This is a genomic window from Streptomyces varsoviensis, from assembly GCF_000718635.1.
Lineage (GTDB): Bacteria > Actinomycetota > Actinomycetes > Streptomycetales > Streptomycetaceae > Streptomyces > Streptomyces varsoviensis.
Genome location: NZ_JOBF01000001.1, coordinates 322774 through 347850, shown reverse-complemented (window position 1 = coordinate 347850; position 25077 = coordinate 322774). Strand labels below are relative to the sequence as shown.

22 protein-coding genes and 1 riboswitch are annotated in these 25077 nt (G+C 73.6%); of the genes, 4 read left to right on the top strand and 18 right to left on the bottom strand.

Annotated elements, in window-relative coordinates; all coding sequences use genetic code 11:
- Positions 1 to 220: 220 nt before the first annotated feature.
- On the bottom strand, positions 221 to 1333 hold the full coding sequence (locus IF55_RS01550) for a PP2C family protein-serine/threonine phosphatase (RefSeq protein WP_157854339.1): 1113 nt from the start codon (positions 1331 to 1333) through the stop codon (positions 221 to 223).
- Positions 1334 to 1580: 247 nt separating this feature from the next.
- Positions 1581 to 3011 (bottom strand): peptidase C39 family protein, encoded by a 1431-nt coding sequence (locus IF55_RS01545; RefSeq protein WP_030881577.1) that lies wholly within the window; start codon positions 3009 to 3011, stop codon positions 1581 to 1583.
- Positions 3012 to 3304: 293 nt separating this feature from the next.
- Between IF55_RS01545 and IF55_RS01540 the strand changes: the two genes are divergently transcribed.
- Together IF55_RS01540 and IF55_RS01535 are read left to right on the top strand one after the other, a co-directional pair.
- A complete protein-coding gene (locus IF55_RS01540) occupies positions 3305 to 3931 on the top strand; it encodes a uridine kinase family protein (protein WP_037964342.1) in 627 nt (208 codons plus the stop codon).
- 465 nt (positions 3932 to 4396) lie between these two features.
- The gene (locus IF55_RS01535; RefSeq protein ID WP_030881573.1) at positions 4397 to 6295 is read left to right on the top strand and encodes an AAA family ATPase; all 1899 of its coding nucleotides are present in this window, start codon (positions 4397 to 4399) and stop codon (positions 6293 to 6295) included.
- 28 nt (positions 6296 to 6323) lie between these two features.
- Here IF55_RS01535 and IF55_RS01530 read toward each other — a convergent pair whose 3' ends face one another.
- The 11 genes from IF55_RS01530 to IF55_RS01480 all read right to left on the bottom strand — a co-directional run bounded on the left by IF55_RS01530 (position 6324) and on the right by IF55_RS01480 (position 16825).
- On the bottom strand, positions 6324 to 7475 hold the full coding sequence (locus IF55_RS01530; protein WP_030881571.1) for a hemolysin family protein: 1152 nt from the start codon (positions 7473 to 7475) through the stop codon (positions 6324 to 6326).
- Entirely contained in the window at positions 7472 to 8797 is a 1326-nt protein-coding gene (locus IF55_RS01525; RefSeq protein ID WP_030881569.1) for a hemolysin family protein, read from the bottom strand. Before IF55_RS01525 ends, IF55_RS01530 begins: the two co-directional genes overlap by 4 nt.
- Positions 8798 to 8993: 196 nt before the next feature.
- The gene (locus tag IF55_RS01520; protein WP_030881566.1) at positions 8994 to 9458 is read right to left on the bottom strand and encodes a PH domain-containing protein; all 465 of its coding nucleotides are present in this window, start codon (positions 9456 to 9458) and stop codon (positions 8994 to 8996) included.
- 79 nt (positions 9459 to 9537) lie between these two features.
- Positions 9538 to 10386: an ATP phosphoribosyltransferase gene (gene hisG / locus IF55_RS01515; protein WP_030881563.1), complete on the bottom strand. Its 849-nt coding sequence runs from the start codon at positions 10384 to 10386 to the stop codon at positions 9538 to 9540.
- 75 nt (positions 10387 to 10461) lie between these two features.
- The gene (locus IF55_RS01510; protein WP_030881562.1) at positions 10462 to 10734 is read right to left on the bottom strand and encodes a phosphoribosyl-ATP diphosphatase; all 273 of its coding nucleotides are present in this window, start codon (positions 10732 to 10734) and stop codon (positions 10462 to 10464) included.
- A 35-nt stretch (positions 10735 to 10769) separates the two neighbouring features.
- Complete coding sequence (ribH, locus tag IF55_RS01505) at positions 10770 to 11255, bottom strand: 6,7-dimethyl-8-ribityllumazine synthase (RefSeq protein ID WP_030881556.1); 486 nt, start codon at positions 11253 to 11255, stop codon at positions 10770 to 10772.
- Between the two features lie 58 nt (positions 11256 to 11313).
- Positions 11314 to 12594 (bottom strand): bifunctional 3,4-dihydroxy-2-butanone-4-phosphate synthase/GTP cyclohydrolase II, encoded by a 1281-nt coding sequence (locus IF55_RS01500; RefSeq protein ID WP_030881553.1) that lies wholly within the window; start codon positions 12592 to 12594, stop codon positions 11314 to 11316.
- On the bottom strand, positions 12591 to 13247 hold the full coding sequence (locus IF55_RS01495) for a nicotinamide mononucleotide transporter family protein (RefSeq protein ID WP_030881550.1): 657 nt from the start codon (positions 13245 to 13247) through the stop codon (positions 12591 to 12593). Before IF55_RS01495 ends, IF55_RS01500 begins: the two co-directional genes overlap by 4 nt.
- A complete protein-coding gene (locus tag IF55_RS01490; RefSeq protein WP_030881547.1) occupies positions 13244 to 13849 on the bottom strand; it encodes a riboflavin synthase in 606 nt (201 codons plus the stop codon). The genes IF55_RS01495 and IF55_RS01490 overlap by 4 nt, the downstream gene beginning before the upstream one ends.
- A gap of 9 nt (positions 13850 to 13858) precedes the next feature.
- Positions 13859 to 14986: a bifunctional diaminohydroxyphosphoribosylaminopyrimidine deaminase/5-amino-6-(5-phosphoribosylamino)uracil reductase RibD gene (gene ribD, locus IF55_RS01485; RefSeq protein WP_048831441.1), complete on the bottom strand. Its 1128-nt coding sequence runs from the start codon at positions 14984 to 14986 to the stop codon at positions 13859 to 13861.
- A 185-nt stretch (positions 14987 to 15171) separates the two neighbouring features.
- A riboswitch (FMN riboswitch) is annotated at positions 15172 to 15302 on the bottom strand.
- A 242-nt stretch (positions 15303 to 15544) separates the two neighbouring features.
- Positions 15545 to 16825, bottom strand: coding sequence for an ROK family transcriptional regulator (locus IF55_RS01480; RefSeq protein ID WP_030881541.1), 1281 nt, complete (start codon positions 16823 to 16825; stop codon positions 15545 to 15547).
- Positions 16826 to 16980: 155 nt separating this feature from the next.
- Here IF55_RS01480 and IF55_RS01475 point away from each other — a divergent pair, with 155 nt between their 5' ends.
- On the top strand, positions 16981 to 18174 hold the full coding sequence (locus tag IF55_RS01475; RefSeq protein ID WP_030881538.1) for an MFS transporter: 1194 nt from the start codon (positions 16981 to 16983) through the stop codon (positions 18172 to 18174).
- A gap of 263 nt (positions 18175 to 18437) precedes the next feature.
- Here IF55_RS01475 and IF55_RS01470 read toward each other — a convergent pair whose 3' ends face one another.
- Both IF55_RS01470 and IF55_RS01465 read right to left on the bottom strand, forming a co-directional pair.
- Positions 18438 to 18764 carry a hypothetical protein gene (locus tag IF55_RS01470; protein ID WP_030881536.1) on the bottom strand — a complete coding sequence of 109 codons (327 nt, stop codon included), beginning with the start codon at positions 18762 to 18764 and terminating at the stop codon, positions 18438 to 18440.
- 261 nt (positions 18765 to 19025) lie between these two features.
- The gene (locus tag IF55_RS01465) at positions 19026 to 20411 is read right to left on the bottom strand and encodes a uracil-xanthine permease family protein (RefSeq protein WP_030881533.1); all 1386 of its coding nucleotides are present in this window, start codon (positions 20409 to 20411) and stop codon (positions 19026 to 19028) included.
- 669 nt (positions 20412 to 21080) lie between these two features.
- Here IF55_RS01465 and IF55_RS01460 point away from each other — a divergent pair.
- Entirely contained in the window at positions 21081 to 21770 is a 690-nt protein-coding gene (locus IF55_RS01460) for a DUF5995 family protein (RefSeq protein ID WP_030881530.1), read from the top strand.
- 78 nt (positions 21771 to 21848) lie between these two features.
- Here the strand turns inward: IF55_RS01460 and IF55_RS01455 are convergent, their stop codons facing one another.
- The 3 genes from IF55_RS01455 to IF55_RS01445 form a co-directional block, all read right to left on the bottom strand.
- Complete coding sequence (locus IF55_RS01455) at positions 21849 to 23549, bottom strand: flavin monoamine oxidase family protein (RefSeq protein WP_030881525.1); 1701 nt, start codon at positions 23547 to 23549, stop codon at positions 21849 to 21851.
- Positions 23550 to 23624: 75 nt separating this feature from the next.
- Positions 23625 to 24425 carry a carbon-nitrogen hydrolase family protein gene (locus IF55_RS01450; protein WP_030881522.1) on the bottom strand — a complete coding sequence of 267 codons (801 nt, stop codon included), beginning with the start codon at positions 24423 to 24425 and terminating at the stop codon, positions 23625 to 23627.
- A gap of 199 nt (positions 24426 to 24624) precedes the next feature.
- Positions 24625 to 25074 carry an Lrp/AsnC family transcriptional regulator gene (locus IF55_RS01445; protein ID WP_030881519.1) on the bottom strand — a complete coding sequence of 150 codons (450 nt, stop codon included), beginning with the start codon at positions 25072 to 25074 and terminating at the stop codon, positions 24625 to 24627.
- Between the last annotated feature and the right edge of the window lie 3 nt (positions 25075 to 25077).

The window sequence follows — 25077 nt, the reverse complement described above, 5'->3', positions numbered from 1 at the left end:
ACGCCGGCGAGCTGTCCGCATGAGCCGTCCGGCGGACCGTCATGGATCGATTCTGACCACAAGGGATCGCTTGGGTTCTTATCGCCGCCCTTGCGGGCGTGATCGCCCGTGGATCAGTCCATGGGCATATTTGTTGCGCGATTGCCCACGGATGATCGGTCGGGTCGCCGCCACGCGGGGCCGGCGGGCGGGGGCCGTTCGTCGCGCGGAGACCGGCCCGTCAGGTGGAGCGCAGCGGCGGTCGCCGGTCCTCGCCGTCCAGCGCCCGGCCGGGCTCACCGCCGAGCACGCCCACGGTGGGCTGGACGAGGAGCAGGGTGAGGTCGTCACCGCCCCTGGCCCTCTCCCCGCCGGCGGTGTGCTGGTGGAACAGGTCGAGCAGGTCCGCCACGGCCTCCTCGACGGTGGGCGCCGCGAGGGCGGCCTGGACCCGGCGGTCGAACGGGAACATGTCCCCGCGGGCGTTCCGGGCCTCGCTGAGGCCGTCGGTGTAGAACAGCAGCCGCTGGTCGAGGCCGAGGGCGACCCGTTGCAGCGACGGCCGCGGGGCGAGGCCCAGGGGCGGCGACGGGTTCGGCGCCTCCAGCAGCTTCATACGGCCGCCCGTGCGCAACGGCGGCGGATGCCCGCAGTTGACCAGGCGGACCTCCTCGGGCCCGAAGTCGGCCAGCAGGAGCGTCACGAAGTCCTCGTCGCCCAGGTCGGGGGCGATGCGGTCGTCGAGGAGGTGGGCGAGGGCGACCGGGTCCGGTTCGGCGGCGGCGGTCTGCCGGAAGGCGCACAGCACGGCCGCGCCGACCCGGGCCGCGTCCACGCCGTGGCCCCGTACATCCCCGATGAGCAGCCGCGGCCCGGCGGCGGTGAGCGTCGCGTCGTACAGGTCGCCGCCGAGCAGGGCCCCGTCGGTGGCGGAGCGCGTGCGCAAGGCCAGGTCGAGCCCGCCGATCTCGCGCGGCAGCGGCCGGACGACGGCCCGTTGGGCCAGTTCGGCGAGGCGGGTCAGCCGCTCCAGGGCCGCGCGGTCGCCGGTACGGGCGCGGGCGCTCAGCACCGCCGACGCCCCGCCGGCGGCCACGGACAGGACGGACACCACGGGGCCGTACGCGGCGAACGGCGCGTACGGGGCGTCGCCCGTGCCCGACGGCAGGGCCGCGAGCGCCACGGCCGTGCCCGCGAGCCCGGCGGTCGCGCGGACGGTCAGCCGGTGGGACGCGAGCAGCGGGCCGAGGACCAGCAGCACGGCCGGCGGGGCCGCCGGGCGGATGAGGACGCTCGCGACGACGGCCGCCCCGACCATCGCCGCCAATATCAGCCAGCCCCGCTCAGAGCGCACTCCACGCCTCCCTGGCAGTCGCCGCTTCCCAGAAGGATGAACCCTCGCACCTTCCCAGAAGCGCCGCACACGGAGCGTCACTTGAGCACTATCGGTCATACGGCACGCCACAGACCGGCGATCTCGGATCGGGTACGACAGACGATGACCGCGAGGGAGCGCCGGATGAGCCTTTGCCGCCGCCGACCGCCCGCCTGCTTGCCCGCCCGGCAGGCAGGCAGGCAGGGACACAGTCAGGCGAGCGGGATCAGCGAATCCCGAGTTCCCCCAGGACCCGGCGCTGGTCCGCGGTGAGGTCGACGGGGAAGTAGAGGTAGCAGATGCCGCCGGTGCCGCTCACCACCTTGTTGGAGGCGTTGTAGCGCTTCGTTCTGAGCCAGATGTTTTCCCATTGGCGGCGTTTGTAGACGCGCCGGACCGCCGCGTTGCTGGGCGACGCCGGGTCGTTGGCGATGACATCGCCCTTGGCGGTGAAACCGACGACCGTCATCAGGTGGCCCGCCGTGCCGTAGCCCGCGCCGTCCAGCTCGGTGGCGAGGAAGGACTGCGAGGTGATGAGGGGGATGCCGACGCCGATGAGCCGCTCGGCGTCGTTCAGGGAGCCGAGCCGGGTGACGACGCCCCGCAGGTCGCGGTAGGTCGCGGCGTAGGCGGCGTTGAAGGGCCAGTTGCCGCAGCCCTGGTACTGGTAGTCGTACGTGTAGCGGGCGGCGTGGCAGACCTGGGGGTCCGCGTAGGCGGGGTTGACCCAGGCCAGGTCCGCCGGGGTGGGGCGGCGGCCCCAGTACTCGATGATCATCTGCGAGGAGGTGGGGCTGCACCACGCCTCGCCCCCGTTGTCGTACTCCGGGTACTGCCCCTTGTGGATCTCCTGCGAGTAGCGCGGCACCTTCAGCTCGCGCCGGCCCGCCGGGTCCGGCGTCGAGGCGGGCACCGTGAAGCGGCCGGGCAGGTCGGAGGCCATCGCGCCGAGCCGCCACACGGTGGGCGTGAGGGCGGTGCCCGGCCTGCGGTAGAGGGTGATCTTCAGCTCGTACCCGGCCAGGCGGAGCGGGCCGGCGGCGGCGTCCATGGCGAAGGTGTCCGTGGAGATGCCGCTCTTGCCGTCGCGCTGGTCGTCGACGGAGGTGCGCCGGATGTCCCCCTCGGCGTCGCCGGAGGTCCAGCGGCCCAGCACGTACCAGGGGGTGCTGGTGCCGTCCGTGTACGTGCCGTGCAGCTCGATCTGGAGCCAGGTGCCGGGCGGGGTGTGGGCGTTCCAGGAGACGACGGCCTCGCTCGCCGGTACGGGCAGGGTGTACCGCGGGGTGGTCCAGGCCGCGTACTCCCAGGCGGTCCGGGCGCCGGTGTGCGGGTCGGTGTAGAGCGTGGTGCCGATGGGGTGGTCGATGACCACGCCCGGCCGGTCGCCGGTCTCGACGCGGGTGCCCTCGGCGGTGCCGCTGCGCCAGTCGCGGCAGCTCGCCCAGCCGTGGTAGTCGATGGCCGCGCTCGCCGTCGCGTCCGCGTCCGTGCGGGCGTCCGGGGTGCCGTCCTCGGGACCGTCCGGGCCGTGCGGGCCGACCGGCCGCTGGGGGCCGCGGCGCGGCGCGGCGTGCGCCGAGGAGGAGACGGCGGCCACGACGACGCCGATGGCGACGGCGAGCACGGTGCGGCGTGGAGTGGGTCTGCTGGTCATGGCGGGTGTCCCCCAGTCGTCTGCGGAGATCGTCTGCGGATGGGGCGGGAACTGCGGGCGGGAGCTGCGGACGGGACGTGCGAGTCGGAGCTGCGGGCGGGACCTGTAGGCGGGAGCTGCGGATGGGACGTGCGAGTCGGAGCTGCGGGCGGGAGCTGTGGGAGCGCGTCACAACTATCGCCCGCGTTCGGCGCCCTGGACCAGTGATTCCCCCTGCGGCGCGCCACGAATATAGGGAAATGCCACTGCCGGTGGCGTGCGGCCCTTCTCGCGGCGGATCGTAGGGTGACCAGGTGAAAGATCCCACCACCGGCGGCACCCCCGCTCCGCTCGACGGCCCCTCCTCGCTCGACGCGCTCGTCCGGCGGCTCGAAGCGCTGCCGCCCTCCCTCGGCCCGGTGCGGCTGGTCGCCGTGGACGGGCACGCGGGCTCCGGCAAGACCACGTTCGCGGGACGGCTGTCGGCGGCGCTCGGCGGCGCGCCGGTGCTGCATCTGGACGACCTCGCGACGCACGAGGAGCTGTTCGCCTGGACGGGCCGGCTGCGCGAACAGGTGCTCGACCCGCTGGGCCGGGGCGAGACGGCGCGGTACGGCGCGTACGACTGGGTGGCGCGGCGGTTCGCCCGCACGAAGGAGATCGGGCCCGCGCCGGTCGTCCTGGTGGAGGGGGTGGGGGCGGGGCGGCGCGCGCTGCGGCCGTATCTGTCGTGCCTGCTGTGGATGGAGCTGCCGCGCGACGACTCCTGGGAGCGGGGCCAACTGCGGGACGGCCCGGGGCTGTCCGGATTCTGGGACGGCTGGATGCGCGCGGAGCGGGCGCATTTCGCGGCGGACCCCTCGCGTCCGTATGCCGAACTCCTGGTGTTCTCGCGGGATCAGGGGTATGAGGTACTGCCGGGGCCCGCCGGGCCGCGCTGAACGGCCCTTACCCTTACTCTCCGTGACCGGGTGCGATCCGTCCGCTTTCCGTCCTCGGACGATCCCCGCCCGGTGCCTCAACTCCGCTTGACCTGGGGGCCGTACAGGACTTACGTTCTCAATGTGCGGCCTGCGAGGGCCGCCGGCAGACGCGAAGCCCCCGGTTGTTCCCCCGTGATCGGGGGCTTCGTTCTGTCCTCGGGCGGCTGTTTGCGGCCTTTGCGCAGTTCGACCCTTACCCTCGGTCACCACTGCCAGGATTCCCCTTCGCACCGCGAACAGCCGTGCGGCACCCTTCGGTCGACGGCAACTCCGCAGGTACGATGCCAAACGGCGCACTCGGCGGGTCGCCGCACGAGGGCGCCGACGCAATGGTCAACTCCCGTCCACGGCACAGCGGTCAGAAAGCGCGGCCAGGCACTCGCCCGGCGGCACGCCACGGGGGCACGGTTTGTGGGGGACGTGATGGAATTCGGCACGCAGGGCTCACACGCCCCGGCCGAACTCGCCTGGCTGCGCGCCGTCGACGCCTACACCATGGGCGCGTACGCGCAGGCCGAGGAGGAGTTCCGGGTCGCGGTCCGCATCGATCCGGCGATGGCCGACGCCTGGCTCGGCCTGCACGCGCTGCGCGCCGACACCACCACCGCGCTGCTGCGCATGCACCGCCACCGCGACCGCTTCGGCGAGCAGCGCGCCCGTCACCGACGCTCCCTCAATTCCTGGTACTGGCTCGGCTGGTGGGTGCAGCCGGTGCTGGAGAGCGGCCGCGACCTGCTGCTCGCGCACGCCTCGCACTGGCTGGACGGCCGCCATGTCCCCGAGCTGGACCGGGCGCTGGCCGGCTGCCCGCCCGTCGAGGCCGACGCGCAGGTGCGGTTCCTGCACGCGTGCCGCGCCTATCTGGTCAAGGACTGGGACCAGCTCGTACGCCACACCGAACCGCTCCTCGACGACCCGGTCCTCGGCATCGAGGCAGGGCTGTTCGGCGGCATGGCCCGGGTCCGGCTGGAGATGTACGGGCAGGCCGAGCCGCTGCTGGCCGCCGCCCTGATGCGGTGCCGCAGCGAGCAGCCGCAGCGCAAGGAGCTGCGCTACTGGCTCGCCCGCGCGCACGAGGGCACCGGCCGCAGCGCCGCGGCCCTCCCCCTCTACCGCGCCGTGCACCGCGTCGACACGGCGTTCATGGACACCGCCGCGCGGCTCGCCGCCATAGCCGACGGGGACGGCTTCGACAGCGAGTCGGACCTCGCGGCCGTATCGCTGGCGGGCGTCGGCCAGGACGCGGCTGCCGATCCCGAGACGCCGTCCGCAGCCGACAGCGCGGCCGACGGCCGCGACCTGCTCGCCGGCCTCGACCCCGACCTCCCCGGCCCGGCGCAGCCCGGCACCGCGCCGCGCGACACCGACGGCATACGGTCCAAGGGCCGGCCCCCCGGCCGGCCCGGCGGCGACGAACTGCCCACCGGCCCCTCCAACCCCGTGCTGCTCGCCAAGGCGCTCGGCGAGCTGGAGCGAATGGTGGGCCTGGAGCCCGTGAAGCGGCAGGTGCGGGCGCTCTCCGCGCAGCTCCACATGGCGCGGCTGCGGGCCGGCCAGGGCCTGCCCGTACAGCCGCCGAAACGGCACTTCGTCTTCTCCGGCCCCTCCGGCACCGGCAAGACCACCGTCGCCCGCATCCTCGGCCGGGTCTTCTACGCCCTCGGGCTGCTCGGCGGCGACCATCTGGTGGAGGCGCAGCGGGCCGACCTCGTCGGCGAGTTCCTGGGCCAGACGGCCGTCAAGGCCAACGAGCTGATCGATTCGGCGCTGGGCGGGGTGCTCTTCGTCGACGAGGCGTACAGCCTCTCCAACTCCGGCTACAGCAAGGGCGACGCCTACGGCGACGAAGCGCTCCAGGTGCTGCTCAAGCGCGCCGAGGACAACCGCGACCGGCTGGTCGTCATCCTGGCCGGCTACCCGGAGGGCATGGACCGGCTGCTCGCCGCCAACCCCGGCCTCGGCTCCCGCTTCACCACCCGCGTCGACTTCCCCAGCTACCGTCCGCTCGAACTCACCAGCATCGGCGAGGTGCTGGCCGCCGAGAACGGCGACGGCTGGGACGACGAGGCGCTGGAGGAGCTGCGCAGCATCAGCGGCCACGTCGTCGAGCAGGGCTGGATCGACGAACTGGGCAACGGCCGTTTCCTGCGCACGCTGTACGAGAAGAGCTGCGCCTACCGGGACCTGCGGCTGTCGGGCTTCCCGGCCACCCCCACCCGCGCCGACCTCGCCACACTGCGGCTGCCGGACCTGATGCAGGCGTACGGCGAGGTCCTCTCGGGCCGCGGCCCGCTGGACCGCGACCCCCGGGAGCCGCAGTAGCTCCCGCGGGCCGTCTCCCGGCTGTCGCTCAGCCCGCCATCGCGTCCCGCTGCTCGGCGGCGGGCACCAGCGGCGTGGCGCCGGCCGTCCGGGGCCGCCGCAGCACCTCGCCCGGCACCCCCGGCACCGCTTCGGGCCGCACCCGCGGCAGGTCGCGGTGGGCCGGGTCGCGGACCTCGCCGACCAGCTTCTCCAGCACGTCCTCCAGCGCGACGAGCCCCAGCACCCGGCCCGAGGCGTCCGCGACGGCCGCCAGGTGCGCGGCGGCCCGGCGCAGCACGGTGAGCGCGTCGTCCAGGGGCAGTTCGGCCCGTAGCGTGTCGATGCGCCGCCAGACGTGCTGCGGCACCGCCCGGTCCCGGTCCTCCAGCTCCAGTACGTCCTTGACGTGCAGGTAGCCCATGAAGGCGCCGCCGGGGGCGCGGACCGGGAAGCGCGAGTAGCCGGTCCGTACGGTCAGCTCCTCGATCTGCCGGGGGGTGGCCGACGGGTCGACGGTGACGAGGGCGGCGGGGTCCAGGAGGACGTCGGTGACCGGGCGGCTGCCCAGCTCCAGGGCGTCCTCCAGCCGTTCCTGCGCCTCCGGGTCGAGCAGCCCCGCCTGCCGGGAGTCATCGACGAGGTGGGTGAGCTGCTCGCTGGTGAAGACGGCCTCCACCTCGTCCTTGGGTTCGACGCCGAAGAGCCGCAGCACGCCGCGGGCGCACGCGCCGAGCAGGGCGGTGACCGGCCGGCACAGCCGCGCGAAGGCGACGAGCCCCGGCCCCAGCCACAGGGCCGCCCGGTCGGGGGCGGACATGGCCAGGTTCTTCGGCACCATCTCACCGATGACCAGGTGCAGGAAGACGACCAGGGCGAGCGCGATGGCGTAGCCGAAGGGGTGGACGAGCTGTCCGGGCAGGTGGGCCGCGTGGAAGAGGGGTTCCAGCAGGCGCGCCACGGTGGGCTCGGCGACCGCGCCGAGCGTCAGGGAGCAGATGGTGATGCCGAACTGGGCCGCCGCCATCATCTGCGGCAGGTTCTCCAGGCCGGTCAGCACGGTACGGGCGCGCGCCGAGCCCTCGGCGGCGCGCGGTTCGATCTGGCTGCGCCGTACGGAGACGAGCGCGAACTCGGCCCCCACGAAGAAGCCGTTGGCGAGGACCAGGAGGAGGGCGAAGAGGAGTCGCAGCAGGCTCATCGGGTCTCTCCCTGCGTGCCGCCGGTCCGGGCGATCCGCACCCGTTCGGCGCGGTGGTGACCGACCTGGCGCACCGAGAGCCGCCAGCCGGGCAGTTCGGCGCTGTCGCCGGGGGCCGGGATGCGGCCGAGCAGGGTGGCGACGAGTCCGGCCACGGTCTCGTACGGGCCGTCGGGGGCGGTGAGACCGATGCGGCGCAGGGTGTCGACCCGGCAGCCGCCGTCGGCGTCCCAGGCGGGCCGCCCGTCCTCGGTGAGGGCGGCGGCCAGCTCCGGCAGGTCGTGGCCGTCGTGTTCGTCGCGGACCTCGCCGACGAGTTCCTCGACGATGTCCTCCAGGGTTACGACCCCGGCCGTACCGCCGTACTCGTCGACGACCACGGCTATCGGCTGCTCGCTGCGCAACCGCTCCAGCAGCGGCCGTACGGGCAGCGTCTCGGGGACGAGCATCGGGGGGACGGCGACGCGGCCCACGGGGGTGCGCAGCCGTTCGTGGGCGGGGACCGCCAGGGCGTCCTTGAGGTGGACCATGCCGACGACCTCGTCGAGGCGCTCGCGGTAGACCGGGAAGCGGGAGAGGCCGGTGGCGCGGGTGAGGTTCAGGACGTCCTCGGCGGTCGCGGACGACTGGAGGGCGCTGACCTTCACACGCGGCGTCATCACGTGCTGGGCGGTCAGCTCGCCGAGCGAGAGGGTCCGTACGAACAGGTCGGCGGTGTCCTGTTCGATGGCGCCGGCGAGCGCCGAGTGGCGGGCGAGCGAGACCAGCTCGCCGGGGGTGCGGGCGGAGGCCAGCTCGTCGGCGGGTTCGACGCCCAGGGCCCGTACGAGCCGGTTGGCGACGGTGTTGAGGGCGGTGATCACGGGCCGGAAGAAGCGGGTGAAGGCGTGCTGCGGGCCGGCGACGAACCGGGCGACCTGGAGCGGCCGGGAGACCGCCCAGTTCTTGGGCACCAGCTCGCCGATGATCATCTGGACGGCGGAGGCCACCAGCATGCCGACGACCACGGCGATGCCCGCTCCGGCGCCGCCGGGCAGGCCGACGGCCGAGAAGGGGCCGGCCAGCAGCCGGCCGAGGGCGGGTTCGGCGAGCATGCCCACCACCAGGGAGGTGATGGTGATGCCGAGCTGGGTGCCGGAGAGTTGGAAGGAGAGTTCGCGGAGCGCCTCGACGACGGTCCGGGCGCGGCGGTCGCCGGCGGCGGCGGCCCGCTCGGCCTCCGGCTTCTCGACGGTCACCAGCCCGAATTCGGCGGCGACGAAGAAGCCGTTGGCCAGGATGAGGAGGAGGGCTGCCGCGAGCAGCAGGAGAGACACGGTGATGCTCATGCCGCCGCCTCGTGGTGGGGGGCGGCGCAGGTACTACAGGACGATCCGTCCATCGCTGGAGGGAGTCACTCCTCGGTTCGCAGGTCCCCCGCCGGCCGGGTTGGGGCGCGGCCGCTTGGGTGCGGGGCGGAGCACGGTGTGTGCCCGTGGCACCAGAGTAATCAAGGAGGCCCCGCCCGGGGCAGCCGCCTCAGGCGGAAGCCGCGCCCGCTCCGTGCGTCTCGGCCAGGGCACGCAGCGCGCGGGCGTCGCCGATGGCCTGTTCCTTGGCGACGCCGGGCTGGATGCCCATGGCGGGCAGGCTGGTGCCGTCGGCGAGGTCGAGGTGGACCCAGGCGTCGCCGGGGCGCAGATTGACGCGGACGATCTGCGCCCAGTCCAGCCGACGGGTCGTCGTCAGATTGACGACGACGACGCCGTCGGGCCCGGCGACGACCTTGGGGCGGCTGAGCAGCACCAGCACCGCGAAGATCACCAGGCCGGTGCAGATGAAGGTGGCCCGGTCGCCGGTGCTCAACGTCTCCAGCAGCAGCGACATCACGGTGAGCGCGACGAGCACGGCCACGCCCACGGTCAGCAGGACGACCCGGGTGCGGGTGGGCCGGAAGGTGACCGGCAGGGCGGGGAGGTCGGGCTGGTTCGCGGACACGGACATCGTCTCTCGTGGGGGATCCCGTGGTGGGATCTCGCGGCGGGATCTCGTAGGGGATCTGGTGGCGGGGCCGCGCGGGCGGTCAGAGGCGGCAGGCGTGGATGCCCGTGGTGAGGATGGCGCGGGCGCCCAGTCCGTACAGCTCGTCCATGATGCGCTGGGCCTGGTCGGTCGGGACCATCGAGCGGACCGCGACCCAGCCCTCGTGGTGCAGCGGGGAGACGGTGGGCGACTCCAGGCCGGGGGTCAGGGCGACGGCGCGCTCGACGTGCTCGACGCGGATGTCGTAGTCCATCATCACGTACCGCCGGGCGACGAGGACGCCCTGCATCCGGCGGAGGAACTGCTGGATCTTGGGGTCGTCGACGCCCTCGCCGGTGCGGCGGATGACGACGGCCTCGGACTCCAGGATCGGCTCGCCGATGATCTCCAGGCCCGCGTTGCGCAGCGTGGTGCCGGTCTCGACGACATCGGCGATGATCTCCGCGACGCCGAGCTGGATGGCGGTCTCGACGGCCCCGTCGAGGTGGACGACGGCGGCGTCCACGCCGTGGTCGGCGAGGTGCTTGCCGACCAGCCCGTTGAAGGAGGTGGCGACGGTCATGCCGGCGAAGTCGCGGACGTCCGCGGCGGTGCCGGGGCGGGTGGCGTAGCGGAAGGTGGAGCGGGCGAAGCCGAGCTGCATGATCTCCTCGGCGTTGGCGCCGGAGTCCAGCAGCAGGTCGCGGCCGGTGATGCCGATGTCCAGCTTGCCGCTGCCCACGTACACGGCGATGTCGCGGGGGCGCAGGAAGAAGAACTCGACCTCGTTGGCGGCGTCGACGAGGACGAGTTCCCTGCGGTCCTTGCGCTGCTGGTAGCCGGCCTCATGGAGCATCGCCGACGCAGGCTCGGAGAGAGAACCCTTGTTGGGAACGGCGATGCGCAGCATGAGGTCGGTTTCCTTCGTACGTCGGGGTGTCGGGCGTGCCCGTCGAGATGCGGTGGGGACCCGGCCGGGGCCGGGTCAGAGGTGAGCGTATACGTCGTCGAGGGAGATCCCCCGGGCGACCATCATCACCTGAACGTGGTACAGGAGCTGGGAGATCTCCTCGGCGGTGGCGGCGGCGCCCTCGTACTCGGCCGCCATCCACACCTCGGCCGCCTCCTCGACGACCTTCTTGCCGATGGCGTGCACGCCCTTGTCCACCAGTTCGGCGGTGCGGGAGGTGCTGGGGTCGCCGGTGGCGGCCTTGCGCTGGAGCTCGGCGAAGAGCCCCTCGAATGTCTTGTCAGCCATGGTGGGGCCCAGCCTACGGGGTGGCGGGCCGGGGCTCAGCGCCAGGGCTCCGACACGGAGCGCAGCGTGGTCGCGGTGGCGACGGCGGCGGTGACCGCCTCGTGCCCCTTGTCCTCGGTCGACCCCTCGATGCCCGCCCGGTCCAGGGCCTGCTCCTCGGTGTCGCAGGTCAGCACGCCGAAGCCGACGGGCACCCCGGTGTCCACGCTGACCTGGGTGAGCCCCTGGGTCACGCCCTGGCAGACGTAGTCGAAGTGGGGGGTGCCGCCGCGGATGACGACGCCGAGGGCGACGATCGCGTCGTAGCCGCGGCCGGCGAGGACCTTCGCGACGACGGGCAGTTCGAAGCTGCCCGGCACCCGCAGCACGGTGGGCTCGTCGATGCCCAGTTCGCCCAGCGCGCGCAGGGCGCCGTCGACGAGGCCGTCCATGACCTTCTCGTGCCATTGCGCCGCGATGACCGCCACTCGCAGGTCGCCGCAGTTCTTCACAGTCAGTTCGGGTGCGCCCTTGCCGCTCACGTCTCTCCTCGGTGCTGGTGCTGTGCTGCTGAGCAGTTGCTGAGTACTCGGTCCGGTCCTACTGGTTGCCGCAGGCGGAGGCGCGCTCGGCGTCCAGCCACGGCAGGTCGTGCCCCATCCGGTCCCGCTTGGTGCGCAGATAGCGCAGGTTGTGCTCCTGGGCCTGTACGGGCATGGGCTCGCGGCCGGTGACCCGCAGGCCGTGCCGGACGAGGGCCGCGACCTTGTCGGGGTTGTTGGTCATCAGCCGGAGGCTGCGCACGCCGAGGTCGGCGAGGATCTGCGCGCCGGCCGCGTAGTCCCGGGCGTCGGCGGGCAGGCCCAGCTCCAGGTTGGCGTCGAGCGTGTCGCGGCCGCGCTCCTGGAGCTCGTACGCGCGCAGCTTGGAGAGCAGGCCGATGCCGCGCCCCTCGTGGCCGCGGAGGTAGAGGACCACGCCGCGGCCCTCGGCGGTGACACGTTCCAGGGAGGCGTGCAACTGCGGGCCGCAGTCGCAGCGCTGGGAGCCGAAGATGTCGCCGGTCAGGCACTCGGAGTGGACGCGGACCAGCAGGTCCTCGCCGTCCCCGAGGTCGCCGCCGACCAGCGCGATGTGCTCGACGCCGTCGACGGTGGAGCGGTAGCCGTAGGCGCGGAAGTCGCCGAACGCGGTGGGCAGATGGGTCACGGCCTCGCGGCGGACGGTGGGCTCGGCGGAGCGGCGGTAGGCGACGAGGTCCTCGATGGAGATGATCGCGAGGCCGTGCTTGCGGGCGAAGGGCACCAGCTCGGGCAGGCGCAGCATGGCACCGTCCTCGCCGGCGATCTCCACGATGGCGGCGGCCGGGCGGAGCCCCGCGAGGCGGGCGAGATCCACGCCGGCCTCGGTGTGGCCGGGCCGGACCAGGACGCCGCCGGGGCGGGCGCGCAGCGGGAAGACGTGGCCGGGGCGGACGAAGTCGCCGGGGGCGGCGTCCGCGCCGGCCAGCAGCCGGATGGTGGTGGCGCGGTCGGCGGCGGAGATGCCGGTGGTGACGGCGTGCGCGGCGGTCGCGTCGACGGAGACGGTGAAGGCGGTGCTCATCGACTCGGTGTTGCGGTCGACCATCTGCGGCAGGTCGAGCCGGTCGAGGGCGCTCGCCTCCATCGGCGCGCAGATCAGGCCGCGGCACTCGCTCATCATGAAGGCGACGATCTCGGGCGTGGCCTTCTCGGCGGCGACGATCAGGTCGCCCTCGTTCTCGCGGCTCTCGTCGTCGACCACGACGACGGGGCGGCCGGCGGCGATGTCGCTGATCGCCCGCGCGACGGGGTCGAGGGTGAGGTCTTCGGTCTCGTACCAACTGTGCAGTGCGGTCATGCCGCCGCTCCTTCCGGGATGGGCTGCTGGGTGGTCGTGCGGGACCGCAGCCACCAGTCGCGCAGGCCCCACAGGACGAGGCCGAGGTAGACGACGTAGACGAGGCCGGCGAAGGCGAGGCCGCTGGTGAAGGCGAGCGGGACGCCGACCAGGTCGACCAGGAGCCAGGCGAACCAGAATTCGACGAGGCCACGGGCCTGGGCGACCATCGCGGTGAGGGTGCCGACGAAAATGTACGCGTCCGGCCAGGGGTTCCAGGACAGTTCGGGGACGGCGGTGAAGAGCCCGCCGACGGCGAGGGTGCCCAGCGCGGTGCCGCCGGCCAGCAGGGCGCGCTCGCGCCAGGTGGCGAAGCGGACGGCGATGGAGCCGTCCTGCGCGTCGCGCCGGCCGCGCTGCCACAGCCGCCAGCCCCACAGCGCGACGCCGATGACCAGGAGCTGCTTGCCGACTCCGCCGGACAGGTGCGCGTAGGCGTAGGCGGAGACGAGGACGAGGCCGGAGAGGAACTGGGCGGGCCAGGTCCATATGGAGCGCCGCCAGCCGAGGGCCAGGGCGATCAGCCCGATGGTGTTGCCGACCATGTCGGACCAGATGACGTGCTGGCCGAGGGCGGCGAACGCCTCGTCGTTGAGTCTGCCGAGGACGCTCACTTCGCGCTCTCCGTACGGTCGCCCAGCAGCCGCTCCACGTACTTGGCGACCACGTCCACCTCCAGGTTGACGCGGTCCCCGGGCTGCTTGATGCCGAGGGTGGTCAGGGCGAGGGTGGTGGGGATGAGGCTGATGGTGAAGTAGTCGGGGCCCGCGTCGACGACGGTGAGGCTGACGCCGTCGACGGTGATGGAGCCCTTCTCGACGACGTAGCGGGCGAGGTCGGGGGGCAGGGTGACGCGGACGATGTCCCAGTGCTCCGAGTGCTCGCGGCCGGCGATGGTGCCGGTGCCGTCCACGTGGCCCTGGACGAGATGGCCGCCGAGCCGACCGCCGAGCGCCATCGGCCGTTCGAGGTTGACGCGGGAGCCCACGGTGAGGTCCGCGAGGCTGGAGCGCTTCAGCGTCTCGGCCATCACGTCGGCGGTGAACTCCCCGTCGCCCCACTCGACGACGGTGAGGCAGACGCCGTTGACGGCGATCGAGTCGCCGTGGCCGGCGCCCTCGGTGACGACGGGGCCGCGCAGGCTGAAGCGGGAGGCGTCGCCGAGGTCCTCGACGGCGGTGACCTCACCCAGTTCTTCGACGATTCCGGTGAACACGTGACTCTCCTAGCGGGCGGGGTGGGAGGCGGCGGCGCGGCCGGGGGCCGAGGGGCCGGCGCCGGCCGCGTGCTGGTGGCGGGGGACGGCCGTGACCCGCAGGTCGGGGCCGAGGCGGTGGACCTCGCTGACGTCGAGGCGCAACGCCTGCGAGATCGTGCCGATTCCGGCGTCCGTCAGCACGGCGGGGCCGGCGCCGAGCAGGGCGGGGGCGAGGTAACCGACGACCTTGTCGACGGCGTCGGCGGCGAGGAAGGCGCCGGCCAGGGTGGCGCCGCCCTCCAGCAGGACGGAGCGCACGCCGCGCCCGTACACCTCGGCGAGCAGGGCGTGGATGTCCAGGCCGCGGCCGCCGGCGGCGCGCGGCAGGCGCACCACGGGGGCGAGCCCGTCGAGGTGTCCGACCTCGGCGTCCTCGGCGACGGCGATGAGGGTGGGCGCGGTGCCGTCCAGGACCCGGGCGCCGGGCCGTACGGCGGTGGCGGTGGTGTCGACGACGACCCGCAGCGGCTGGCTGATCTCGGTGTCGGGCAGCCGCGCCGAGAGCTGGGGGTCGTCCGTACGGGCGGTGCCGGAGCCGACGATCACGGCGTCGGCCTCGGCGCGCAGCCGGTGCACGTCGGCGCGGGCCTCGGGCGAGGTGATCCAGCGGCTGGTGCCGTCGGCGGCGGCGGTGCGGCCGTCCAGGGTGGCCGCGTATTTCCACAGCACGAAGGGGCGGTGGCGCAGCATCGAGGTCAGCCACGCCTCGTTGCCGGCCGCGGCCTCGTCGGCGAGCAGCCCGCCCTCGACGTCGACGCCCGCGTCCGCGAGGGCGCCGGCACCGCCGGTCGCGGCGGGGGTGGGGTCGGCGACGGCGTAGACGACGCGGGCGATCCCGGCGTCGAGGAGGGCCTGGGCGCAGGGGCCGGTGCGGCCGGTGTGGTTACAGGGTTCGAGGGTGACGACGGCGGTGCCGCCGCGGGCCCGCTCCCCCGCCGCGCGCAGCGCCACGACCTCGGCGTGCGGGCCGCCCGCCTGCGCGTGCCAGCCCTCGCCCACGGCGCGGCCCCGGGCGTCGAGGATGACGCAGCCGACGACGGGGTTGGGGCTGGTGGCGCCGAGGGCGCGCGCGGCGAGCGCGATGGCGCGGCGCATGGCGTCGCGCTCCCCGAGGGGCGCTGCGGCTGAGGTGGCCACCGGGTCCTCCTGCCTTATCAGGCACGGACTCCGGGGCTGTCGGAAACGACAACAACGGGAACACGGACGGCTACGCCCACGCCGGGATACAGGTCGCCCAAAGGAGGACGAGCCGTCGGCGACGGCATACCGAAACGAGCCCGCCGCGCACTGCCTCCCATCCGGACTTTAACCGTCGGTCCAGGAGTTTCACCTGGTCAACCGGCCGCTGGAGGCGACCGGGTCGCGGACTGTAACCGCCGGTTCGGACTTTCACCGACCCCGGAGTGCGCTTGCGTATATCAGTACGCCCCCAGTCTGCCACGTCTGATCGAAGGGCATGCGAGCGATCCGTTGTGCACTGGGTCACACGGACCGAGGGTTTCGGACATCCCGGGTGCTCCTCGTGCGCGGCCGGGCGGTCCGGGGACGGCCGCCGGCCCGGCGAGCCCGGCGCGGTCGACGGCCCGACGAGCCCGAAGCGGTCAACGCCCCGACGAGCCCGAAGCGGTCAACGCCCCGGTGAGCCCGAAGCGGTCAACGGCCCGACGAGAACAGCTCCTCATGGGCGGCGTCCATCGCGGTCAGGACGGCGCCGCTCAGCACCGCGGAGCCCGCTACGGCCGTGGCCCGCACCTCGGTGCGCAGCGGGGACATTCGCGCGAGGCGCCGCTCGACGCGTTCGGCGAGGGCCGCGCCGCCCGCGCGGCCGGTCTCGCCGCCGAGGACGACGCACCCCGGGTCGAGCACGGCGCACAGGGCGGCGACGCCCAGCACGACGCGGTCGGCCAGCGCGTCGAGAAAGTCGAGAAAGCCGAGAAAACCGCCGCCCCGCTCCCCCGCCTCGCCCGCGGCGCGGACCACGGCCTCCGCGGCGGCGGCCCCGTCCGGCGCCTCTGCCGGTGCCGCCGCCCGGGACTCGGCTCGCGCGGCGGCGGGCGCATCGGCGGGCGTAAAGGCGGTCGTGATGCCGTGGTCGCGGGCGAGGGCGCATACGGCGGCGCTGCCGACGAGGGAGTGGAAGCCGCCGTCGCAGGCGGTGGCCGAGGGCAGCGCCGAGGTGCCGGGGACCGGCAGGAAGCCGATCTCGCCGGTGCCGCCGGACGCGCCGCGGTGGAGTCTGCCGCCCAGGACGACGGCCGCGCCGGTGCCGAGCCCGAGCCAGAGCAGGGCGAAGGTGTCGCGGTCGCGGACCGCGCCGAGCCGCCGCTCGGCGACGGCGGCGAGGTTGACCTCGTTCTCCAGCAGGACGGGGACGGCCAGCCGCTCGCGCAGGACGGCGGAGAGCCGGCCGTGCCAGCGCGGCGGGCCGCCGGCGGGCGAGAGCGCGCCGGTGGCCGGGTCGATCAGGCCCGGCGCGCCGATCGCCACGGTGTGCAGCCGGGCGGCGCCGGCCTCCGCGACCGTACGGGCCACCAGGTCCGCGGCGTCCACCAGGACGCCCGTCGGGCGGAGGCGCGGTCCCGTGCCCGCGTCCGGGTCGACGGGGAGCGACGCCTCGGCGAGCGGCCTGCCGAGCAGGTCGGTGACGCGGACGGTGACGCTGTGGGCGCGTACGTCGACGGCGGCCAGGTGCGCGCGGTCGGCGACGAGCCCGTACAGCCGGGCGTTGGGGCCGCGGCGCTCGGCGCCCGCCTCTCCGACGACCGCGATCAGGCCCGCCTCGCGGAGCCGTTCGAGGAGGTCGGCGACGGTGGGGCGGGCGAGCCCGGTGCGGGATCTGAGCTGGCCGGCGGTCAGGGGGCCTTCGTCGCGGAGGAGTTCGAGTGCGATGCGGTCGTTGATGGCGCGGGCCGTGCTCGGGGTCGCAGTGCGCATGCCGGGTTCCTCGCAGACGGTGGGGATGTCACTGAAGTGAAAGCTATGGGAGTGAACGCTATTTAACAGGCAGGGTTCCTGATAGTTTTTCGCCCCGGATGGACAGGGCAGGACGGGAGGGGGGCGGAGCGGCCCTTCGGGGAGGACATGGCGGCATGGCCAAGGGCACTGATCCGCAACTGCGCAGGGGGCGCGTCGCCATCTCGGTGGTCTTCGCCGTGCACGGCGCGGTCACCGGCAACTTCGCCACCCGGGTCCCCTGGATCCAGGAGCACGCGGGCGTCAGCCCGGGGCTGCTCGGGCTGGCGCTCGCGTTCCCGGCGATCGGGGCGTCGTGCGCGATGCCGCTCGCGGGCCGGATATCGCACCGCTTCGGCTCGCGGGCCGCGCTGCGCGGGCTGCTCGCCCTGTGGTGCGCGGCCCTCGCGCTGCCGGCGATCGCGCCGGGCCTGATCGGGCTGTGCGCGGTGCTGTTCGTGTACGGGGCGACGGCCGGTGCGGCGGATGTCGCGATGAACGCGCTGGGCGTGGAGACCGAGGAGCGGCTGGGCCGTTCGATCATGTCCGGGCTGCACGGCATGTGGAGCGCGGGCGCCCTCCTCGGGTCGGCGGCGGGAACGCTCGCCGCGCGGTCCGACGTGGACGCCCGGCTGCATCTGGGCGTCGCGGCGGGGGTCCTCGTCGCGCTCGGCGCGCTCGCCTGCCGGTGGGTTCTCGATCTGCGCGGCGCGGCCGAGGAGCACCCGCCGCCGAGGTTCGCGCTGCCGCCGCGCTCCGCGCTGGTCATCGGCGCGGTCGGGTTCTGCGCGGTGTTCGCGGAGGGCGCGAGCCTGGACTGGTCGGCGGTCTATCTGCGGGACGTGATGGACTCCGACGCGGGCCTCGCCGCCGCCTGCACGACGGCGTTCTCCTGCACGATGGCCGCCTCCCGGTTCGCGGGCGACGCGATGGTGCGCCGCTTCGGGCCCGTACGGACCGTGCGGACGAGCGGCGTGCTGGCGACGACGGGCGGCCTGCTGGTGGTCCTCGCGAACGGCCCGGCGCCCGCCATCGCGGGGTTCGGGCTGATCGGGCTGGGCATCGCGGTCGTGGTCCCGCTCGCCTTCGCGGCGGCGGCGCGGAGCGGCCCGGCGCCCAGCCAGGCCATCGCGGGCGTCGCGACGATCACCTACACCTCAGGGCTCGTCGCCCCGGCGGCCATCGGCCAGATCGCGGGCGCGACCTCGCTCACCGTCTCCTTCGGCCTGGTGACGGCCCTCGCCTTCGGGCTGATCGCGGGCGCCGGCGTGCTGCGCGGCGCGGGCCGCGAGGCGGCCGGGGCGCCGTCCTCGGCGATCGAGCACATCTGACCGCGACCCGGGCGGTACGCGCGTACGGACGGGCGCGTGCGTTCAGGCGAGCACGCCTCTACGGACGGGGGCACGCGCGTACGGACGGTACGTACGTGCGTAAGGGCGGTACGGGCGTGCGTAGGGGCGGTACGGGCGTACGGGCGCCGGGCCGGAACGCGACGTGGGCCGTACCCCGCTCCCCTGGACGGGGGTGCGCGGTACGGCCCACGGACTGCCGGGCTGTCAGCGGCAGCGGCAGCAGCGGCGGCAGCGGTCGGGCGTCAGATGCCCCACCCGTGGTGGTGGTTGTAGTTGTTGTGGTGGTGACCGCCGTGCCAGCGGTGGTTGTCACAGCCCCAGCGGCCGCTGCTGCTGTGGCCCCAGAAGCCGCTGTGGCCCCACAGGGCGTTGTCCCAGCCGTTGTTCCAGCTGTAGCCCCAGCCGCGGGCGGGGAGGTCGTGGTAGCCGCCGTAGGAACGGCAGTTGTTGTGGTGGCGCCAGTTGTTGTAGTGCCCGCCGTCGTGAGCCTGGGCCACGCCGGACATGGGCACGACGACAGCGCCCGCCAGAATCGTGGCGGCCGCGGCGCGACCGATGAACTTCAGCATGTTGCGTCTCCTGTTGCGCAGGAAGAATGTGACACCGAACGCTTACCGCGCCGTCCCGCCGGTCGGTTCCCGGCTCGGCGTCATTGCATTCGATGGAGTGGCCGGAATTGAGCCGGTTGCAGCAGCTCAGCGGGCATGGCGACCCGCCCTCCGGCATGGTGCGGAAGCCCGGCCGTCCCTCAGTACGCGCCCGCGAAGCACCGCCCGTGGCCCGCGCGGCCCGGCCCCCTCGCCCGGCCTGCCACCCCTCGGCCGAGCCGCTCAGTTCCCGCTGTCGGCCGCGTGGTCGTAGTCGGTGGTCCCGCCGTCCAGCAGCGAGGGCCGCTGCCGGCCGGCGGCGCGGGAAAGCCAGCGCAGCGCGTGGTATCCGGTGAGGACGATGAGGGTGCCCAGCGCGATGCCGCTCAGCTCGAAGTTGTCGGTGAACTTCAGGGTGACGCCGCCGATGCCGATGATGATGCCGGCCGCCGCCGGCACGAGGTTGAGCGGCTGCGCGAAGTCCACCTTGTTCCGCACCCAGATCTGCGCGCCGAGCAGGCCGATCATGCCGTACAGGATCACGGTGATGCCGCCGAGCACGCCGCCGGGGATGGCGGCCACGACCGCGCCGAACTTGGGGCACAGCCCGAAGAGCAGGGCGAAGCAGGCGGCGGCGGAGTAGGCGGCGGTCGAGTAGACGCGGGTGGCCGCCATGACGCCGATGTTCTCGGCGTACGTGGTGGTGGCCGGGCCGCCCACCGCGGTGGAGAGCATCGTGGCCGTGCCGTCCGCGATGATGGCGGTGCCCATCTTGTCGTCCAGGGCGTCGCCGGTCATCTCGCCGACGGCCTTGACGTGTCCGGCGTTCTCGGCGATGAGGGCGACCAGGACGGGGAGCGCGACGAGGATCGCCGACCAGTGGAAGTTGGGGGCGTGGAAGGTGGGGACGCCGATCCAGTCGGCCTCGGCGACGCCGGAGAAGTCGATGCGCCAGTGGTCGACGACCTTGCCGGCGCCGTCCGCCGAGTGGATCTGGCCGAGCGTCGCGTCGAGTACCCAGGAGAGCACGTAGCCGAAGACCAGGCCGAGGAAGATCGCGATTCGGCCCCAGAAGCCGCGCAGCACGACGAGGGCCAGCCCCGTGAAGAGCATGGTGGCCAGGGCGGTCCACTGGTCCTGGGGCCAGTAGGTGGTCGCGACGACGGGGGCGAGTCCGAATCCGATGAGCATGACGACGGCGCCGGTCACCGCCGGGGGCAGTACGGCGTGGATGATCCGCGCGCCCATGACGTGCACGGCGATGCCGCAGCCGGCGAGGCAGGCGCCGACCACGAGCATGGCGCCGGTCAGGGTGCCGGCGTCGCCCCCCTGGCCGGCGATGACGGCGGACACGCCGACGAAGGAGAGCGAGGACCCCAGGTAGCTGGGGATGCGGCCGCGGGTCATCAGGAGGAAGAGCACCGTGGCGACGCCGGAGGCCATCAGCGCGAGTCCGGGGTCCAGGCCCATGAGCACGGGGGCGACGAAGCACGCGCCGATCATGGAGACGACGTGCTGGGCGCCGAGCCCGAACGTCCTGCCCCATGTCAGCCGCTCGCCCGGTTTGACCACTTCGTCCGGCCCCAGGTGTTTGCCGTCGCCGTGCAGCTTCCACCCGAAGCCGGCCATGATCACGCTCCACATCTGTGCCGCCCTGCACGCCACAGAGCCGAAGTGATTAATAGCTGATCACTTCGACAGGGACAAACCGAACCGGAAGGGGGTATTCGAGTGGACTCGCTCAGTGACGAAGGAACCGGGCCTCCCCGTGGGTCCGCCCCCCGACGGAACGGCCCCAGCCGCGGCCGTACCCGGACAGCCATGCACCCCCGACGGAACCGGGCCCCACGGCCGTCCCGGCGAAGAATCCGGAAGGACGCCCTCCGTGCCCCGCGCACGCGATGTGCCCGCTCTCTGTCCGCGCACACCCTGTTGCTCGCGTCACACGCGGTCGACGCTGCGTCATACCCCTTCGGCGCCGGCGCGGCCGAAGGGGGCGGCCCCCGCCCGGAGCGCGTCCGGGCGGGCGGCCGGCGGGGCCGTGTGCGAGCGGCATGGGCACGCGGCCGGCACGGGCCCGCTGGGCGGCCGGGCCCGAGCCCGCGCTTCCGTCGGCCTCCCCCGCCGGAGGCGCCGCCGCGGCCGCCGCCCCGGCCACCGCTGACACCGGGGGCAGCGGTGGCCGCGCCGCCGCGTGCGGAACGCGGCCGCGGCCCCGGGCACGGCGCGGTTCATCCGTTCCGGTCATCCGCCGCCCGGCGACCGCCGCGCCCGGTACGGCCCTGCCACGCTGAGCGCATGACGACGACGCAGTCGCAGGGGGCCCTGACCGATGTCGACGGCGTGCTGGCGCGCATGCGGGCGCTGGACGCCGAGCTGCCGCCCGGCGACGGCGTGGCCGTCTTCAACCGGGTGTACCTGTCGGTCACTTCGCGGATCGCCGCGCGGATCGCGGCCGGGCAGTTCCGGGACCGGGCCGCGGCGGCGGAGCTGGACGCCCGGTTCGCCGGGCGGTATCTGGCGGCGGTGGACGCGGCGGCGGCCGGCCGCCGGCCCCCCGCCTGCTGGCGGCCGCTCTTCCAGTCACGGCGCCATCCGGCCGTACGGCCCCTCCAGTTCGCGCTGGCCGGCATCAACGCCCACATCGGGCACGATCTCGCCCTCGCGCTCGTCGACACGTGCCGGGCCCGGCGCCTCGAACCGGCCGCCCTGGAGGGCGATTTCGACCGGGTCGGCGATCTGCTCGTCGGGATGGAGGAGCTGATCCGCGAGGAGCTGATGCCCGGCCCCGACGCGCTGGACGTGGCCGATCCGCTGACGCATCTCGTCGGGTCGTGGAGTCTCCAGGCGGCGCGGGAGGCGGCCTGGTCGGCGTTCCGCACGCTGTGGGCGGTGCGCGCGCTCGGCGATGTCGCCGAGGAGCTGGCGGAGCGCATCGACGCGAGCGTCGGCCTGGTCGGCCGCTGCCTCCTGACGCCGCTGCGCTGAGTCCCGCCCACGGCGGCGGCCCACGGCCCGTCTGCGGGACGGCCTGTCTGCGAGACGGCCCGCCGGCGAGGCGGTCCGTCAGTCCTCGGGCAGTTCCACGGGCGCGATCTCCTCGAAGCGGTCGCCCGGGCCGGGGTTGGCCGGGTCGGTGGCGCCCCCGAAGTGGTGCAGTACGCCCCATACGGCGTTCAGCGCGGTCTGCACGGCGCCTTCCGCCCACCCCGCGGTCCAGGAGATGTCGTCGCCCGCGAGGAAGAGGCCGCGCTTGTCCTCGGCGAGCCGGTCCTGCATGAAGTGGGTGAACAGCCGCCGCTGGTAGCGGTAGTGGCCGGGGAGGTTGGCCTTGAACGCGCCCATGAAGTAGGGCTCGTTCTCCCAGGAGACGGTGACCGGGTTGCCGATGATGTGCTTGCGGATGTCGACCTTGGGATAGATCTCGCCGAGCGACTTCAGCATCACCTCCATCCGCTCGTTCGCGGACAGCGGCAGCCACTTCAGGCTGTCGTCGCACCAGGTGTACGAGAGGCAGATGGCGGCGGGCCGGTCCGGGCCGTCGTCCAGCAGATAGGTGCCGCGGGTCATGCGGTCGGTGAGCGTCATGCTCATCACGTCCCGGCCGGTCTCCTCGTCGGTGTCCCGCCAGAAGGGCCGGTCGACGGGGACGAAGAGCTTGGACGACTCCATGTAGTGGGTGCGCTCCACGGCCGTCCAGTGGTCGATGGGCAGCAGCGCCTCATCGCAGGCGATCTTGGAGAGCAGCATCCAGGACTGCGCGGTGAAGACCGCCGCCCGGTACGTACGGATGTCGCCGGACGCGTCGGTGACGGTGACGCGGTTGCCCGCCGTACGGTCCATCCGGGTCACCGCCGGGCGCGGCTCGCCGCCGTGCAGCGAGGCCAGCGAGGTGCCGGGCGCCCAGTGCACGATCTTGGCGGGCTCGCGCTCCCACAGCCGCAGCGGAAGCTGCTGGCTGCCGCCGACGATCCCCCGGTGGTCGTCGTCCGCGCCGGTGTAGACGACGCGCAGGATCTCCAGGATCGAGTTGGGGAAGTCGGTGTCCCAGCCGCCGGTGCCGAAGCCGACCTGGCCGAAGATCTCACGGTGCCGGAAGGACTTGAAGGCCGGGGAGTCGCAGAGGAAGCCGTAGAAGGTCTGGTTGTCGAGGCGTTCGACGAGCCGCGCCCAGATCTCGCGGATGCGCGGGATGTCGCGCTCGCGGATGGCGTGCTGCATGTCGGAGAAGTCGGCGCCCTCCTCCAGGCAGGCGTTCCAGGCGTGCATCACCTGGTGGTAGACCTCGGGCAGGTCCTCGACGGTCTCGGCGTAGTGCGTCTCGCCCTTGAGGTCGACGACGGTGGAGGGGGTGTCGGGGGCGAGCGGGTTGGGGAACGGCTCGGTCCGCAGCCCGACCAGGTCGATGTAGTGCTGGAGCGCGGTGGAGCACGGCGGGAAGCGCATCGCGCCCATCTCGGCGGTCAGCGTCTCGTCGCAGCCCTCGAAGCGCTCGGTGCGCAGCCGGCCGCCGATCCGGTCGGCTTCGTAGACGACGGGTCGCAGCCCCATCTTCATCAGCTCGTACGCGGTGACGATGCCGGAGAGGCCGCCGCCGATGACCGCGACCTCCGTGCCGTGCTCGGTCGCGGGTATCTGGCCGAGGCCCGCCGGGTGGGCGAGGTAGTCGTCGTAGGCGTAGGGGAAGTCCGGGCCGAACATGGTGATGGGCGGCTCGGCGGGCTGCGCCTGCTCGTCGTGGACGGCGGTGGGCACCGTGGACGTCATCGGCTGAACTCTCCTACTGGAAAAGGCCCTGCTGGAAAAGGTCCTGCTGGGAAAGGGGGGTGAGGGGGCGGGCGCTCACACGAGCGAGGTGTAGAGCCGGGGCCGCCGGTCGGCGAGGTAGCTGTTCTCGGCGCGGGACGCCTTCAGGAAGTCGGTGTCGACGTCGGCGAGGATCAGCTCCTCGGCCGCGCCGGCCCGCGCCCGTACGGTCCCGTCGGGCGCGGCGAGACAGCTCATCCCGGCGAAGTCGAACTCCCCCTCCGCGCCGCAGCGGTTGGCGTAGGCGAGGTAGAGCTGGCTCTCCCAGGCGCGGGCCGGGATGATCGTCCGCGGCACGATCTCGTACGGGCGCATCAGCGCGGTCGGCGCGAGGAGCAGTTCCGTGCCGGCCAGGGCGTGGGCCCGTACGGCCTCCGGGAACTCGACGTCGTAGCAGATCAGCAGGCCCAGCCGGACGCCGTCGAGGTCGGCCTGGACCACGAGGTCGTCGCCGGGGGTGAAGCAGGCCGTCTCGAACGGGCCGAAGAGGTGGGTCTTGCGGTAGTTCGCCAGCCGCTCGCCGGCCGGGCCGATGAGCTGGACGGAGTTGTAGAGGGCGGTTCCGGACCGCTCGGGGTAGCCGTAGCCGATGGCGATCCCCGTCTCGGCGGCGATGCGGGCCACGGCCTCGGCGCCCGGCCCGGAGGCGGACTCGGCGCGCCGGTGTACGTCCTCGCCGAGCGCGTAGCCGGTGAGGTACAGCTCGCCCGTCAGCAGCAGCCGGGCCCCCGATCCGGCCGCGCGGCGGGCGGCGGCGGCGAGGGCGGCAAGAGAGTCCGCGGTGGACTCGGGGATGCCGCTGGGGCCTTGGTACAGCGCGACGCGCAGCGACGGCATGGGGCACCTCTTCACCGGGTCGAGGGGGCGGCTGACCGGGGATCGAAGAGGCGACCGCCGGGACGTCTCGACGCTACGTTTTCCGTTCGGCGCCGGACAAGCGGCCGACGTTGCGCGCTGCCCGATGATTCGTTGCGTGTTGTACGGACCGGGCGGCGATTCATTGCGCGGCGCCCGGCGAGGGATATGACACAGGCTCTCAGGAGGGGGCGCCGGAGGCGAAGCGGCGCAGCAGCGGGGAGAGCACGAGGACGGACTTCGTGCGCTCCACGAACGACTCCCCCGCGATGCGCTCCAGCACCCGCTCGAAGTGGCGCATGTCGGAGGCGAAGACCTGGACGATGGCGTCCGCCTCGCCGGTGACGGTGGAGGCCGACGCCACCTCCGGGTAGCGGGCGAGGCCGCGGTGGATCGACTCGGGCGAGGTGTTGCGGCGGCAGTACAGCTCGATGAACCCCTCGGTCTGCCAGCCGAGGGCCGCCGGGTCCACGCGGACGGTGAAGCCGGTGATGGCGCCCTCGGCGCGCAGCCGGTCCACGCGCCGCTTGACGGCGGGCGCGGACAGGCCGACCTCGGCGCCGATGTCGGCGTAGGAGCGGCGGGCGTCCTGGGCGAGGGCGTGGACGATGCGCTGGTCGAGCTCGTTCATCTG